12 protein-coding genes are annotated in these 14,593 nt (G+C 65.6%); 3 read left to right on the top strand and 9 right to left on the bottom strand.

The features are described 5' to 3' along the window. Positions 1–150: 150 nt before the first annotated feature. On the top strand, positions 151–771 hold the full coding sequence (locus G394_RS17510; RefSeq protein WP_051306873.1) for a TetR/AcrR family transcriptional regulator: 621 nt from the start codon (positions 151–153) through the stop codon (positions 769–771). Positions 772–879: 108 nt separating this feature from the next. Here the strand turns inward: G394_RS17510 and G394_RS0101625 are convergent, their stop codons facing one another. The 4 genes from G394_RS0101625 to G394_RS17505 are packed head-to-tail and all read right to left on the bottom strand — an operon-like array spanning position 880 to position 5,754. Further along, positions 880–1,962, bottom strand: coding sequence for an LptF/LptG family permease (locus G394_RS0101625; protein WP_028576160.1), 1,083 nt, complete (start codon positions 1,960–1,962; stop codon positions 880–882). Beyond that, positions 1,959–3,137: an LPS export ABC transporter permease LptF gene (gene lptF / locus G394_RS0101620; RefSeq protein ID WP_028576159.1), complete on the bottom strand. Its 1,179-nt coding sequence runs from the start codon at positions 3,135–3,137 to the stop codon at positions 1,959–1,961. The genes G394_RS0101625 and lptF overlap by 4 nt, the downstream gene beginning before the upstream one ends. After that, positions 3,134–3,316, bottom strand: coding sequence for a hypothetical protein (locus G394_RS0101615; RefSeq protein WP_028576158.1), 183 nt, complete (start codon positions 3,314–3,316; stop codon positions 3,134–3,136). The genes lptF and G394_RS0101615 overlap by 4 nt, the downstream gene beginning before the upstream one ends. Then, a complete protein-coding gene (locus tag G394_RS17505; RefSeq protein WP_051306872.1) occupies positions 3,313–5,754 on the bottom strand; it encodes a DNA internalization-related competence protein ComEC/Rec2 in 2,442 nt (813 codons plus the stop codon). The genes G394_RS0101615 and G394_RS17505 overlap by 4 nt, the downstream gene beginning before the upstream one ends. A 165-nt stretch (positions 5,755–5,919) precedes the next feature. Here G394_RS17505 and G394_RS0101605 point away from each other — a divergent pair, with 165 nt between their 5' ends. Continuing rightward, positions 5,920–6,336 carry a response regulator gene (locus tag G394_RS0101605; RefSeq protein ID WP_028576157.1) on the top strand — a complete coding sequence of 139 codons (417 nt, stop codon included), beginning with the start codon at positions 5,920–5,922 and terminating at the stop codon, positions 6,334–6,336. A gap of 25 nt (positions 6,337–6,361) precedes the next feature. Further along, a complete protein-coding gene (locus tag G394_RS0101600) occupies positions 6,362–9,514 on the top strand; it encodes a CPBP family intramembrane metalloprotease (RefSeq protein WP_028576156.1) in 3,153 nt (1,050 codons plus the stop codon). A 181-nt stretch (positions 9,515–9,695) separates the two neighbouring features. Here G394_RS0101600 and G394_RS0101595 read toward each other — a convergent pair whose 3' ends face one another. The 5 genes from G394_RS0101595 to coaE form a co-directional block, all read right to left on the bottom strand. Then, a complete protein-coding gene (locus G394_RS0101595; protein WP_028576155.1) occupies positions 9,696–10,148 on the bottom strand; it encodes a metal-dependent hydrolase in 453 nt (150 codons plus the stop codon). Positions 10,149–10,209: 61 nt separating this feature from the next. Beyond that, positions 10,210–11,391, bottom strand: coding sequence for a SufB/SufD family protein (locus G394_RS0101590; RefSeq protein WP_028576154.1), 1,182 nt, complete (start codon positions 11,389–11,391; stop codon positions 10,210–10,212). Continuing rightward, positions 11,379–12,146, bottom strand: coding sequence for an ABC transporter ATP-binding protein (locus G394_RS0101585; protein WP_028576153.1), 768 nt, complete (start codon positions 12,144–12,146; stop codon positions 11,379–11,381). The genes G394_RS0101590 and G394_RS0101585 overlap by 13 nt, the downstream gene beginning before the upstream one ends. A gap of 95 nt (positions 12,147–12,241) precedes the next feature. Continuing rightward, entirely contained in the window at positions 12,242–12,955 is a 714-nt protein-coding gene (locus G394_RS0101580) for a rhomboid family intramembrane serine protease (protein ID WP_028576152.1), read from the bottom strand. Between the two features lie 2 nt (positions 12,956–12,957). Further along, positions 12,958–14,535: a dephospho-CoA kinase gene (gene coaE, locus G394_RS17500; RefSeq protein WP_051306871.1), complete on the bottom strand. Its 1,578-nt coding sequence runs from the start codon at positions 14,533–14,535 to the stop codon at positions 12,958–12,960. Positions 14,536–14,593 lie beyond the last annotated feature (58 nt).

Genomic DNA, 14,593 nt, shown 5'->3' with positions numbered 1-14,593 from the left:
CCGCAATTACAGCTTTTACCCCATCGCCACCAACAGCGGGGGCGGGAAAAACACTAAGCGGCCACACAATGCGAGCGGAGAAAAACGGTGGACTGGGAATCGAGGGCTGGGTAAGAGATTCGGCAAATCGCAGACGGCAAGGAGAGGAGCGTGGTCAAAGGCAACAAGGAACGGATATTGGACACGGCCAAACGGCTTTTCGGGGAACTCGGCTACGCGGAAACCACCTACAAGCGCATCGCCCAGGAGGCCGGCATCGCCGACGGGCTCATCGCCCACCACTACGGCAGCAAGGAAAATCTTTTTCAGCTGGTGGAAATTTCCATTCTCAAAGACCTGCTCGGCAAGATCGACGAGAGCCTCTACTACGCCTCGGACGGTCTGGGCAGCGTCGTCAACTTCGCCAAGTGCATCCTCAAGGCCTCGGCCACCCCGGAGTCAGGCTTCCTGACCCTGCTGCGCTGCTCCCCGTTCCTGGCCAACACCGTCGATGCCGACAACTCGGAGATTCTGGCCGTCTGCTCGCAGGTCGTGCAGAAGATGCTCGGCTGCATCGAAGCCGGGATCAAGGACGGCTCCATCCGCACCGACGTCGATGCGACTCTGGCGGCCAGCGTCATCTTCTCCACCGTCTTCGGCTCCACCCGGGCCCGGCTTCTGGCCGGCGAGAACATCCTGGGTCTGAGTTTTTCGGACGACTTCTACCCCGAAATCCTGAGCATCCTGACGAAATACCTCGAACCGGATCAGGCCGCCCCGGTCGCAGGCTAATCCTCGTCGTCCTTGTCGCCCTGAACCATGGCATAGGCCACCAGGCATCCGAGAAGAAAGCCGCCCAGAGTTATCCACCAGATCATCGCACGCCTCCGAAAGGGCCGTTCAGCCCAGATGAAAGGAACGGCCCATGGCCATGCGCCCGCCCGCCACAAGGGCAAAGAGCGCATTGGCCGCCCAGGCCGCCAGCACCGGGGGCACCAAGCCCTTCTCCCCTGCCGAGGCGCAGAGCACAAACAAGCCGTAATAGCAGAAGGTGGTCACCAGCCCCACGGGGATGATGACGTAGAGCGATCCGAAAACCGAAATCACGGCCAGGGCGATGAGCGCCATGACCAGCACCGATGCGGCATACGCAAGCTTCATGTGCCAGGCCGTCTGCAGGCGCTCGATGTTCGACCCGGAATCCCTGAGCCGGCGTATCTCGCTGCCCAGCTGCCAGAAGGGCAGGGAGTCGAGCTTGGTCTTGGGGTCGATGATCAGAAAACCGGCCACGTCGGTACGCAGGTCAAGATCGACGCTCTTTTCCCGGGTGACGACGAAAGATTCGGGGACGGTGCGCGTTGCATCCGTCAGCGTCCAGCCGCTCGCCGACGAACGGAATTCCGCCGCCGTGACGACCTCCGCGACCTTGCCGGAATCCTTCGCGTCCAGCACGTAAACCGTCAGTTTCCTGCCAGTCCTGGAGGCCGGGACAACCTCCCCCATGTGCACGATGCGATCCCCTTCGCGGAACCAGATGTCGTTGAGCTTGCGGGTCGCGACCTGACGGTTGCGCACCTCCTCGCTCCAGATCCGGTCTGCGCCTTTGTGGCCGCTGACGCCCAGCACCTCGGAAAAGGAGAACTGCACCAGACACAAGGCCAAGGCGTACCACAGCACGGACCTGGCCACGCTCCCCGGGGAGACGGAGCAGGCCTCCAAGGCCAGCAGCTCGCGGTTGCGCAGCATGAGCCCGAGCTGGACCATGAGCGCCACCAGGAACACGGCCGGAAATATCTGGGCCAGGATGAAGGGCGTGCGGAAGAGAAAGTAGGCGGCGATGGTGCCGGCGCCGACCCCGGCGGCCAGAAATTCGTCCATGCGGTCGAAAAGCTCGACGAAAACGAAGATGCCAAGGCCGATGCCGCAGATCAAAAGCAGCAGGTACAGATTCTGGCGAAGGATGTAGCGGGTCAAAAGGTTCATGAGTCAGCCCCGCGCGGACCGGTCAGGCGCCTGAGCCATGTCGTCACGGAACGGAAATCCGCCCCCCGTTCCCCGATCACCCACCACATGCCGATGGCCGCGCCCAGCAGGAAAATGACGTTGGGCATCCAAAGGCCGACCGCGGCAGACATGACGCCACCCTCGGCCAGGGACATGCCGGCGGACAGCAGGATGTAGTACAGAAAAAAAGCCCCAAGGCAGACGAGAAGCCCGTACTGACGCTTCATGCCCTGAAAAAAGAAGGCCAGAGGCATGGCGAAAAGCCCGAGGACCAGACAGGCCGCGGGCAGGGAAAACCGCTTGTGCATCTCGGTCTGCACCCGGCGCTGAAAATTGTCGCCCCTGTTGGCGAAGGCCTCGGCCGCAAGCGTGCGAAGATCCGCCCAGGACATTTCCTTGGGCGCCTTGTCCTTGAGCTCCAACCCGCCCAGAAGCCTGCTCATGTCCAGGGACAGGAGATAGCGGTCGAAGCTGATCACGGACAGTTCCTCCCCCTGCCGCCGGTAGATGTGCCCGTTTTCGAGGAGCACGAAGACCTGCCCCTGCTGCGCATCGGAATCGATCTGCCCCTTGGGGGCGACGATGGTCGCGCTCGATTCGGACTTGGAGGAATCGAGGACAAAGACGTCGCTCAGCGCCCCGCTGCCGGGGTCGGCCTGCGTCGCGTACACGGTCAGCCCCGGAAAGGAGGTGTTGAACACGCCTGGCTGGATGTTGACCGACGTCTTGTGCCTGGCCATCTCCACCACGGTCTCCCGGAAATTGTCCATGCCCCAGGAGATGCCCGTGAGGGAGATCCACAGGGTCAGGGCCGAACCGCACGCGCACAGAATCAGCGGCGCGGGCATGAGGGGCCAGAAGCTGATGCCGCCTGCACGCAGGGAGATCAGTTCACGGTCCGCGCCCATGCGCAGGAAGGTCAAAAAAAGCCCCATCATGCAGGACACGGGGATGAGCAGGATGAGGAACAGGGGGCTGAGGAAAACGAAAAGCTTCAGCAGGTCGAAAAGCGTCACGCCCTGGGCCATGAACAGGTCGCGCAACTGAAGGAGCCTGCCCAGCAGGATGAGGCACAGGAAGCCGCCGAGGCAGATGCCCGAAATGAGCAGCATCTCCCGGAACAGCTCCCTCTGCAGCAAAGGCGGTCGGATCACCGTGAGGCCACCTCATCGCGGTAGAACTTGGCCAAGGCCAACTCCTCCGTGGGCGTGAGGTTGAAACGGGTGGAGGCCTGGGCCATGAGTCCCTTGAGATCGGCGTCGCCGCGGCGATGCTCCTCGATCCAGGCGATGGCGTTGCGCAGGTTCTTGTCCGTAGGCATGATGGTGGTCATTGACCGCTCCTTGGGTTGTGCTGTTCGAGAGGGGGCATACAGGAAAGGCGCGCCGGGCACAATGCGTCAGGGCCGCCGCCCGCACCGGCCCGGGCGCAGCGCACCTGCGCCGGTCCGTCCCCCTCCCAGCTGAACCGCACCGCGCCGCAGTCGGCCGTGGTCAGGACGGCGCTCCCGGCACGCACGCAGGCCTGCACCACCTCCGGATGGGGAAACCCGAAGCGGTTGTCGGGACCGCAGGCGGCTACGGCCCAGGCCGCCCCGACCCGGTCGTACAGGCCGGGCTTCAGGCTCGACCTGGACCCGTGGTGCGGCAAGACCAGGACCTCGGACGCGAGATCGGCGCCCGAAAGCAGGACGCCGGCCAAGGCCCGCTGCTCCGCGTCCCCAAGGAGCAACGCCAGGCCCCGGCCCTGCCACACCAGCCGCAGCACCACGGAGGTCTCGTTTCCGGACAGACCCCGTTCGCCGACGGCCGGATACAGGACGTCGAGCCACAATCCCGGCTCGATGTCGATGCGGTCCCCGGCGCGCACCGTCCGCGCCGGCCACAGTTTTCTCGACATGAGCCGCTCCAGACGCCGCGAGTCCTCGCTGCGGTCCAGCAGGCCGGACCAGGCGAAGCACCCGACATCGAAGGACTCCAGGACATACATCAGGCCCCTGGAATGGTCCGAGTCCACATGAGACAGCACCACGACGTCCAGCCTTGGCGGCCGGCCCCAGGCCAGGGCCGGCGCCACGAGCGCCCGGCCCGGGTCATAGTCGGCGCTCCACCCGCCGGCGCCGTCCACCAGCACCATCCGGCCCGATGGCCCGCGGATGCCGACGGCCTGGCTCATACCCGTGTCCAGCACCGTAAGCTCCACAGCCGGGCCGCTCATGCCCGTCGCATCGCGCAGGGACGGCGCGGACATAAGCAGCAGGCCGAGCCCGAGAAAGGCCATGGGTCCCGGTGCGGGCCGCTTCGCGCCCAGCATCGCGCCCGCCGCCAGCAGCACGGCCCAGTAGCCGACCACCTCGATCCCTTCGGGCCGCAACACGGCTGCGGCCCGCAGCATTCCCGCGGCGTCCAGAGCGCCAAGGCCCCGGTCCAGCGCGTCCACCCCGAGACCGGCCAATGAAAAACAGGCCCGCGCCGCCTCCCCGGAAACGAAGACGGCGAAGAACCCAAGAAAGGACAACGGCAGGACCGCCATGCCGAGAACGGGCAGCCAGAGGAGGTTGAGCCACAGATGCACGGGCGTCTCGAAGAAATACAGGGCCTGGACCGGCAGGATGAAAAGGTTGGCGCAGACCGTGACCGCAGCCATGGTCAGCAGGGCGTATGCCCAACGCCCTGCCCGGCCGCCTTGCCGCAACGGCTCCAACAGTCTCGAAAAATGCGGCATGAAAAGGACGATGCCCGTCACGGCCAGCACCGAGAGCTGCAGGCCCACGTCGCGCGCGATGGCCGGATCCGCGACGACGAGGACCGCCACGGCGGCAAAGAGGGTGTCCTGCGGGTGGTTCCGCGCCCCGCGCAGCAGATGCAGGGCCAGGGTCGAAAGCATCAGCGCGGCGCGCAGCAGGGACGGGGTGAAGCCGCCCAGCCACATGTACCCGAGGACCAGGGGCAGGGACAGGAGCACCCCGAGCTTCTGGCGGGGAACAACGAGCAGCAGGCCGGGGCGGACTCGTGCGGCCCCCTTGGCCAGGACGAAACCGAGCCCCGCCACCAGCGCCAGATGCATACCGGACAGCGCCAGGCTGTGGGACAGGCCGGCGCGCCGGATGCGGTCCATGAAGGCCGGATCGAGGTCAAACCTGTCGCCGAAGAGCAGCGCCCGGACAACCGCCCCGCCCTGTCCAGCGGGGACATGCCTGGCCACTGCATCCAGAAGCCTGGCCCTCAAGGGCCGGTCTCCATCCTCCCAGCGCACGTCCGCGCGCCCACGCGAAAAGGCCCTGTGCCGGACGCCCTGCCGGGCCCAGTAGTCCTCGTTGCTCGACAGCCCGAAATTATGCCGTCCGCGCAGCTCGCGGATGCGCAGCCCGGCCTCGAACTCCCGTCCGGCATCGGGCATCGCCGGAGGGTCGATCCAGGTCCAGGCCAACCGTCCCGGCAGGGCCTCGCCCGTGTCCGCACGGACCACATCCGAAGCGACAATCGTCACGCGGCGGCCTGGGTGGGTCCGGACCTCGCGCACGACGCCCCGCACGCGCGCCTCGACGTTCCAGCCGGCCGGCCCGACCCCGGCCGGGGGCATTGCCAGGGCCATGCCCAAGCCGAATGCGACGCACATGCCCGCTGCCAGCCCGCGGCGCCGGGCAAAGGCCAGAACGCACAGAACGCAGGACAGCCCTGCCGCCGTCGGGTAATCCCAAGCGAAAAGGCCGCAGACATAGGCCAGCAGGCAGAGCTGCCAGGGCAGCGGGATGACGGGGACCTGTCGCATGCAAACCTCCGTCCCGCCGGCTACCAGAGGCAAGGCGGCCTGTCATGGGCATGAGGCGGTAGAGGCGCTACGGGGTACCAAGAAGGACATTGCCTGTCCGCGGCTTCTCAGGCTATGAATGAGAGCTGTGGACCGGAAAGCGATCAACGATTTCAGGGAGCTCCAATGGAAGAATTTTCTGTACTGCTGGTAGACGACGAGGAGGATTTCCTGCGCACCATCATCAAGCGGCTGTCCAAACGGGGCATCAGGGCCCAGGGCGCATCGAGGGGCGAACAGGCCCTGGCCATGCTGGCCGAGGAACCGCGGGACGTGGTCGTGCTGGACGTGAAGATGCCGGGCATGGACGGGATCGAGGTCTTGAAGCGCATCAAGGCGCAATGGCCCACCACCGAGGTCATCATGCTGACCGGACACGCCAGCATCGATGCGGCCATGCAAGGCATGGGCTGCGGGGCCTTCGACTACCTGATGAAGCCTGCGGACCTTGAGGACCTGCTCTACAAGCTCGAGGATGCGTACCGGAAGAAATCCCTGAATGAACGGCGCCAGGGCAACGGCACCCCGGCCGACCAGGCCTAGCCGCTCCGGCGAATCGAGAACCCGCGTGGCGAATTCACGTTTCTTTTTCGACGCCAACGATTCCACGCTGCTGCGCATCGTCAACGACGTCCTGCACCGCTCCGCGGAACGGGCCAGCGTCCGCTCGCTGATCGACAGCTGCATGCATCCCCACGGCATCAAGGAGATGGCAGCACCCGGCGTGCTGCGGGTGGCCTACGCCATCGCGAGCCTGCTGGGCTCCCTGGAGGGCGGCAAGGCGGCGGACCGCATCAGCGCCCTGCGGGCCCTCAGGGACGAAATCCTGCTCTCGAACACCTTCTATCTGCAGAAAAACACCTCGCGCGTTCTCCTGCAGATCATGAAGGAGCTGGTCCGGCACAAGGACAACGAGCGGGCCCAGCTGCGCCTGGCCCACGACTTCCGCATGGCCTCGTCGGGCAAGCCGCGCGTGGTGCGGGCGGCCCTGGAGAAATACCACCTCCTGGAAATGCCCGAGGAATGGAACCAGCTGGCCTTCGACCATCACGTGCACGACGCCAACACCAAGGGCCGGAAGTCGCCGACCCACCTGGTCATGGACGCCTGGATCAAAGGCATCCGCTTCCTGACCGTGGTCTACTACAACTACGTAGACGCCGAGGTGGCGAGCGAACTGCTGGAAGCGGGGCGCATCCTGGACATGCACATCCGCATCGGCATCGAGGTCACCTCGCGCTTCCGCGGCAAGTACGTGCGCGTCATCTGGGAGCCGCAAAGCTATACGGACCCCAAGTCCTTCCAGGCCTTTCTCGAAGAGCAGCCCGTGCGAGCCTTCATGAACGAAGGGCGTCAGATCTCGGCCTATCAGCAGAAATACGTCTTCGAGGCCCTGGCGGCATACAACCGCACCCACCGCGCCGCCATGGGGGAGGAATACGGCCTGACCCTGGATGAGCTCGACGCGGTCGGCTTCCGGGCTTTCGTCGGCACGGGCCAGCCCTCGCTCCTGCACCTGGCCAAATACATCCAGAGCGGACTGCAGCCCAGATTGCAGGACACCGCACGGGCCATGGCCAAGGAATACGCCCAGGCCGGACCCGAACGCCGCCTCGAACTGCAAAAACGCCTCGACGCCCTCAACGCCATCGACTCGGACCTGCTCATTTCGAACTATCTGCAGCCGTGCCGCAATCCCGAGCTGCACGACCCCACGGCGCCCCAGGACTCCGGCGACGTGCCCCACCTGCTGCGCCTGCACATCGGAGAGCTGCTGCCCAGGCTGGCCAAATTTCATTCCAGCTCACACTTCACCCTGAACCTGAGCAACCTGTCCACGGCGGACGCCCTGGAAATTCTCTACGATTGCCGGGGACACGTCAGCAACATCGAACTCTACAATCTCAAGGACGTGACCCGCGGCAAATGGTCCCTGGCCCCGACCGGGCAGAAGGGCTGCCCTGGGGACGCAGTCGACCTGATCAGTCCGGAACGAACCTTCGCCCAGATCGCCGAACTGCAGAAGGCCTTGAACGAGGACAACGTCATCGCCCTGAAGCGCGCCATCCGCGCCGTGATCTGGTCCTTCGAGGAGGACAGGCTGGTGCTGTCCAACACGCTCTCCTTGGCGCGCGGCAGGAACGACCTGTCACGGGTCGCGGAAGTCCAGGCGGAGCTTGCGGACATGGACGCACGCAAGGACAAGCTGCTCGACATCCTGTTCGACATCGAGAACTTCCACCGTCACTACAAGTCCCGACCACTGGGTTCGCGCATCGGCAGCGGATCCACGGGCCAGTCCCGCCACCTCTACGGCATGGGCGTGGTGGTGCTGGAGACCCTGCCCGCGCGGGCGCGGAAGATCGCCCTGAGCCAGGGCGGACAGCGCAAGCTCCTGCCCGTCACGGCCCGGATGACCATGCACATGCGGACCTGCTGCCACTGCCTGTCCGACGACACCCCGCTGCTGCGGATGGTACGCAAGATCCCGGGCCTGGAACGCGTCGGGTGCGGCGTCAACCAGGAATGGTTCCTGGACCGCATCGACATCCACCCCAAGCAGCCGGGCAACATCGTCACCCTGGGCGGCGTGCAGCTGGAACACGACAACGGCCTGCGTCTGACGGAGCAGACCGGTGAGACGGCCGCGCCCCTCTCTTTCAAATACATGAACACAGCCCTGAAGAACGGGCTGAAGATCCTGGGGGGCTTTGTCCCGGCCTTCCTGACCTTCGCCCTGACCAAGGACTGGTGGGTGCTGGCGTATCTGGGCGGCTTCATCTGGTTCGGCATCACGGGCGTGCGCAACGTCCTGCAGGCCGTGCTCGGCGGCGGCGGCCTCAAGCGCTCGCCCCTGGTGCAATGGAACTCGCTGATCAGTTGGAGCCGCATCGCCGACTCCTTGCTCTTCACGGGCTTCTCCGTGCCGCTCCTGGACCTGGTGGTGAAGACCATCCTCCTGGACCGGACCTTCGGCATCACCACGAGCACGGACCCCATCCTGCTCTTCTCGGTCATGGCCCTGGCCAACGGCATCTACATCTCAAGCCACAACATCTTCCGCGGCTTGCCGCGCAGCGCGGTCATCGGCAACTTCTTCCGCAGCATCCTTTCCATCCCGCTGGCCGTGCTCTTCAACTCGGTGCTGGCCGGAGGCATGCACATGGCCATGCTGCCCGGCGTGGAGGAGGCGCTGCAGAAATGGGCGGCCATCACGTCGAAACTGGCCTCGGACGTGGTCGCGGCCATCATCGAGGGTCTGGCCGACCGCCACAACAACGTCCGCACCAGGCTGTCCGACTATCGCGCCAAACTGGTCGGGATGTACGACGCCTTCGCCCGCCTGGACGTGCTCTTCCCGGAGGAGGACGTGCTGGACATGCTGGAGTCTCCGAAGATGTTCATCGAGACCATCTCCTACGAGGCCCGCGACCTGGAAAAGGTGCTCATCGTCAACGCCCTGGACTGCATGTATTTCTGGCTCTACCAGCCGCGGGCGGCAAAGGCCTTGGAGATCGTCTCCCGGGACATGAGCAAGGAGGAGTGGCTCATCTTCCTGCGTTCCCAGTACGTGCTCAAGCGCTACCGGGAAATCAGCCAGATGTTCGTGGACGGATTGGTGGGCAAGCACTTCTCCAAGGCCCTGGCCTTCTACCTGGACCGTTCGGACAGGTACCTGCGCGACATGGAGGAGATGGCCAAAAGCAGGAAGCTGCGCTGAGCGGAACAATGGGCGACATGCGCCCGGCAGGCCGCGGGCGTGCTGAAAAGGCATGGATTCCCGCCTCCCTGTCGGGCACACGTTCGAGGGATTGACGAATCACCATCGCCCCTGCCCCGATGTCATTCCCGCGAAGGCGGGAATCCACGCATCAAAACCTCTCCGGCGAGCCCCGACCTCATCAGCTCCACTTGCGGTCCAGCATCAGGTGCGAGAAATACCCGACCACGGCCGCGCCGTAGAACGGGGCCATGGCCCTGGGCGAGGCGCCGTAGAGCCAGATGGGGAACAGGGCCAGGGGCAGCGGGACGAGGAGCATGGCCCACCAGGTGTGGGTCCAGCCACGATGGGAGCCGATGGCCGGGAACATGGCCGCGAAACCGAGAACCGCGGCCCATTTGTAGTGCCCCTGCACGATGAGGGCGAAATCGAGCACCGCCAGGGTCAGATAGAAGATGTGTTGGCCGCGCGAGTCCGTGTCCACGTCCGGAAACAGGCTGCCCAGCAGCACCAGGGCCCCGAGAACGGCCATCTGCGGCATGTCGGGGACGTACGTCCCACTCCATATCAACCCGCCCAACACCGCCGCGCCCGTCAGCGCCCCGCCGACGAGATGTCCCTTGTATCCCGGCACGCGAACCTCCCAAAATGCAAAGGCCCGGACAAGCCGGGCCTTTGCGGTCGATGATCAGTTCCTACATGGCATCGCCGGCGTCCAGTTCGGCGATGGTCCTGTCGATGGACTCCCGCAGTTCCTGCGGCAGGCCCATGATCTCCACGTTCAGGAACCCGCGCACGATGGTCGAGGTGGCTTCGTCCTCGTCCAGGCCTCGGGCCATGAGGTACTCGATCTCCTCCTGGGCGATCTTTCCCACGGCCGCCTCGTGAGACAGCTCCACGCCCGGCACGCGGCCCTGCAGCTCGGGGATGGCGTGGATGATGCCGCCGCCGAGGATGAGTCCCTTGCACTCCAGGTGGCCGCGGGCCGGCACGTCGTTGCCGATGATCTCGCCGCGGGCCACGATGGTTCCGCCGGTGGTGATGGTGCGCGAGATGATCTCGCCGCGCGTGTTCGGGGCGTTCAGCACGATGCGGTTGCCCGTATCCACGTGAGACCCTTCGGGCGTGACGATGACGGAGTTGAATCGCGCCACCGCGCCCTCGCCGTTCAGGTGGATGGTCGGGTAGGACTGTACGGACTTGACCTTCTTCAGCAGGATGTAGTTGTTCTGCAGCACCCCGCGTTCCTCGACGATGCCCACGGTGCGGGGCCGGACCATGACGTCCTCGCCCCAGTTGTGGACCATGGTGAAGGTCAGCTTGCCGCCCTTCTTGATGTAGAACTCGGAGATGCCCAGGTGCAGGGCCGAGGTCACGTCGTGGGATGTGGCGCAGCCGGTGATGATGTGGACCTCGGAGTCTTCCTCCACCACGACGATGTTGTGCACGTTCTGGCCCACGTTCTGTCCCTTGATGAACAGGCAGGACTGGACCGGCTCGGCCACCTTGGCGCCCTTTTCGGTGCGGATGAAGTAGCCGCCGTGCAGTTCCTCGCGGGCCGCGGCGCGGGTGAAGTCGTCCTTGTCGGGGTCCATGGCCTTCCAGAAGTACTCGGGCAGGCCGTCGTACTTCTTGAGGGCCTGGCGGATGCCCAGCACCTCCACGCCCTTGGCGGACGTCTTGCAGTGCACGGTGGAGTGGTCGAACTGCAGGAAGGTGCCGGCGCGCTGCTCTTCGGCGTCCACGTCCACGCCGACCATGCGCAGTTCGCGCTTGCTGTCCTCGGACAGGGTCGACAGGTCGGGCAGTTCGGCGCTCTGCTGGCCGGAAAATGCGTAGGAGTTCAGATCGACCAGGGTTTGGTTCAGTTCAGACATCTGATGCACTCCTTGTAGCCGAACTTGCTGATGTGGTCCAAAATGTCGCGGGGCCGGGTGGGCCGGGTGTCGCAGCACAGCACGCCGTTGTACATGACCTGGCCGCGGTCGGCGTTGACGTAGTCGAGGATGTAGCCCGTGTGGGTGATGATCAGGCCCGAGGTCTTGTTGCTGCGGCGCAGGTCGCGCATGCAGGTGTCCGGCTTGGGCTCGGCCGCGCCGTCCAGCAGCGCCCGGGCCGTGTGGCCGATGAGGGCCATGTTTTCGAGGTCCACACCCGACTCGGGCTCGTCGAAGAGCACGAGGCTCGGGTTCTGGGCCATGAGCTGCAGCAGTTCCGAACGCTTGATCTCGCCGCCGGAGAAACCCGAATTGATGTCGCGCTCCAGAAAATCCGTGAAGTTGACGGTCTTGGCCATGGCGTCCACATCCACCTCGCGCCCGCGTGCGCACATGGAGACCAGGTGCCGGGTCTTGAGGCCGTGGATGGTCGGCGGACGCTGGAAGGACATGCCTATCCCCAGGCGCGCGCGCTCGTAGGTGGGCATGGCCGTGATGTCCGTACCCTTGAAGACGATCCGGCCGGCCGTGACCGTGTAGCCGGAGAAGCCCATGAGGGTCATGAGCAGCGTGGTCTTGCCGGACCCGTTGGGGCCGAAGAGGATGAAGGTCTCGCCTTCGTCGATGTTCAGGTTGATCCCCTTGAGGACTTCCCGTTCGCCGATACTGACATGCAGGTTTTCGATCTGAAGCATAGTGGCATCCCTATGGTGGTATGGAGAGCGGCCCGGAGGGCGCGTCAAGGCAAGAGATTGCGCTTAATGGAGGAGGCCCCAAATGTCCAGCCGCCCTACTTCCACTCCTTGAACGATTCCGAGCGGTAGCAGTAGTAGCAGCGCGAGTCGTCGCGGAAGAAGCGCAGCAGCACCATGCCGGCCACGAAGCCGCCGATGTGCGCCCACCAGGCCACCCCACCCCCGCCGGCCGGGGCGAGCATCCCGGAGAAGACCTGGGTCAGGAACCAGGCCCCGAGGTAGAAGACGGCCGGGAGTTCAAAGACGAAGGGGATGATCAGAATGGGCAGAAAGGTCACGACTTTGGCGTGGGGGTACAGGAAGAAGTAGGCACCCATGACCCCGGCGATGGCCCCCGAGGCACCCACGACGGGCACCGTGGAATTCGGGCTCGTGACCATGTGCACGCCGAGGGCGCACAAGCCGCAGATTAGGTAGAAGATCGGGAATCGCACGGGGCCCATGACGTCCTCGACGTTGTCGCCGAAGATCCACAGGGTCCACATGTTGACGATGAGGTGCAGCCAGCCCGAGTGCAGGAACATGTGGGAAAAAATCGGCAGCCAGGCGTTTTCGGGATACCCCTGCCACATGGCCCACTCGGGGTGGAAGAAACGGGCCGGGACCACGCCCAGCAGATGAAAGAGCTTGAATTCCTGGGCCGGCGAAAGCCCGGCGTAGAGCAGGAATACGATGACGTTGACCCCGAGCAGGGTCCACATGACGTACGGCTTGTGCCGGGAAGGGATGTTGTCGCGCAGAGGGAGCATGGTCAGTCCGTTTCGTCGAAGGTGTCCGGGTGTTCGAAGAGGTCGCGCAGCTTCTCCATGTCCCGCTGGGACCGGGCGCGCAGCATGTCGCGCACCACGGTCAGCATGGACCTGGCGCGGGTCCGCAACTCGTCCAGGGAGCCGGAGTTGTCGATGACCAGATGCGCGGCGCGCACCTTCCTCGCCTGGGGCCATTGCCAGGAGTCGATCTCGGCGATGCGCTCGTCGGACCAGCCCCGGCCGCGCAGGCGCTCGTGGCGCACGCCGTCCGGGCAGAAGACCGCCGCCACCAGATTCGTCTCGCCGGCCAGCCCGGCCTCGCACAACAGCGGGATCTCGGCCAGGGTCACGTCCTCGGCGTGACGCGCCCTGAAGTCAGCCAGGGCGTGACGGACCAAGGGGTGGACGAGGCGCTCCACCTCCCGGCGCAGGCTCGGGTCCTGCATGGCCTTGCGCAAGTGGTCCTTGTCGACGCCACCGTCCGCGGCGGTGAAGCGCTGCCCGAAATGATGCTCGAGGATGGCGCAGCCTTCCCCGCCGCGGGCATAGGACCCGGCCACGACCCGATCCGCGCAGAAGACCGGCACGCCCGCCTCCTCCACCGCCGCCCGCACCGTGGACTTGCCGCCGCCAACGGCCCCGGTCAGACCAATGCAGACCCGCTCCCGGGAAAGCTCACGCAGCACATGAAGAAAATCGGCCGGCGGCGCAGCCGAAAAGGACAGCTCCTCACCGCCCGTGGGATGCCGGAAGCGCAACCGCCAGGCGTGCAGCATCTGCCGCGGGGCCCGGGCGGCCGTCTTCCTGTCGGCGTAGACTGCGTCGCCGAGCAGCGGGTGTCCAAGGGCGGTCATGTGCACGCGGATCTGATGGGTGCGGCCCGTGAGGATGCGCACCCTCACCAGGGAGGCGGTGCGGTCCGGAGCCGTCCACACGAGCCGGTAGCGGCTTTCGGCAGCACGCCCGCCCCGCTCGGCCACGGCCATGCGCGTCTTGATGGTCGGGTGGCGGTCCAGGGGCAGGGTCACGGCGCCCGAAGCCGGCGGCACCCCGGCCACCAAGGCCAGGTATTCCTTGGACACGTCGCGCGAGGCGAAACCCTCGGACAGGGCCAGCCTGGCCGGCTCGGACAGGGCCAGAACCATGAGGCCCGAGGTGTCCTTGTCGAGGCGATGGACCACGCCGGGCCGCTGTCCGCCCAGGGCCAGCAGGGACGGGAAGCGGGCGGCGGCCCTGTGCACCAGGGTCGTCCCGCTCACGGACGGGGCGGGATGGACCGTCAGCCCCGCCTCCTTGTCCACCACGGCGAGGTGCTCGTCGGCGTACAGGACGTTCAGCGGCCCGTCGACGGGGACGATGTCCGAATCCGGAAATTCCGGCAGCAGGCTCAGCACCTGGCCCGGAAGGACCTTCGCCGCCGGCTTGGTGCAGACCTTCCCGTCGATGCGCGCACGGCCGTCCCGAATCCAGGTCTGAACCCGGCTGCGGGTCACGCCGTCCTCGTCCAGCACTCCCTGCCAAAAAGCGTCTAGCCTCTGGCCTCCGTCGGCCGCATGGGCCTTCTCCACAAATTCCTGCATGTCCCTTTCCTGTTCCGGTTTCCCGCGCGCCCTGGCGGACGATCGGTTTCCTTTCCGG

It is taken from the genome of Desulfomicrobium escambiense DSM 10707, from assembly GCF_000428825.1.
GTDB classification, from domain to species: domain Bacteria; phylum Desulfobacterota; class Desulfovibrionia; order Desulfovibrionales; family Desulfomicrobiaceae; genus Desulfomicrobium; species Desulfomicrobium escambiense.
The sequence above is the reverse complement of the archived record's forward strand: the minus strand, read 5'-3'. Positions and strand labels throughout refer to the sequence as shown.